Origin of the sequence: Neobacillus paridis, from assembly GCF_016765675.1 — a bacterium.
Lineage (GTDB): Bacteria > Bacillota > Bacilli > Bacillales > Cytobacillaceae > Neobacillus > Neobacillus paridis.
This window is the reverse complement of record NZ_JAESWB010000060.1, coordinates 1-587: the sequence shown is the minus strand read 5'-3', so window position 1 is coordinate 587 and position 587 is coordinate 1. Positions and strand designations below refer to the sequence as shown.

1 protein-coding gene is annotated in these 587 nt (G+C 48.2%); it reads right to left on the bottom strand.

Features of this window, described 5'->3' with window-relative positions:
- Positions 1 to 204: 204 nt before the first annotated feature.
- Complete coding sequence (locus JK635_RS27915) at positions 205 to 444, bottom strand: hypothetical protein (protein ID WP_202652998.1); 240 nt, start codon at positions 442 to 444, stop codon at positions 205 to 207.
- Between the last annotated feature and the right edge of the window lie 143 nt (positions 445 to 587).

The following is a 587-nucleotide window of genomic DNA, read 5'->3' as shown; positions in this document are numbered from 1 at the left end:
TGGATCGTTTTATCAGATCGAACAATTCCCTCGTCTGGCAAAATGTGGATGATGAAGAAAAACAAAGGTCACGGCAGATTCGTCAGATTGGCACCAATGGCGTAATCCTGACCGTGAAAGATAATGGGATTAACGCTCCTGCCGAGTAGGATGAACGTTGCTCGAAATTATAAAGTCCTGAGAGCATCTATCTTTGGTAGAAATTCACTGTTTGCGTCGTTTCATCCATTTATAGTCCGGATGCGGATCGGCTGCGCCGGCATGGCCGACCGAATCCGGATTTTCCGAAGACATCACTACAAAGCACACACCTTCTCCCGCACGCTGCTTTTGGCGAAGTTTTTCCATAAATGCCAGTGCAGCCCGCAGATCGGACTGCGAAAATAGCTCTTGGCAAGGAGTTCGGGCTTCGTTCGTAATTTCTGTCCAGTAAACCATGTACATGGCGGCTCCAAGTCGAATAAATTCTGGCTTCAGACAGGACAGACTGCTTGTAATTCGGCAAGTTGCACCATGCCCGCTGGAATTGCAATAAGAGTGCGAAACCGAGTCATCTCTTGGCGATCAGAATAGCCGCGGAATGTTCT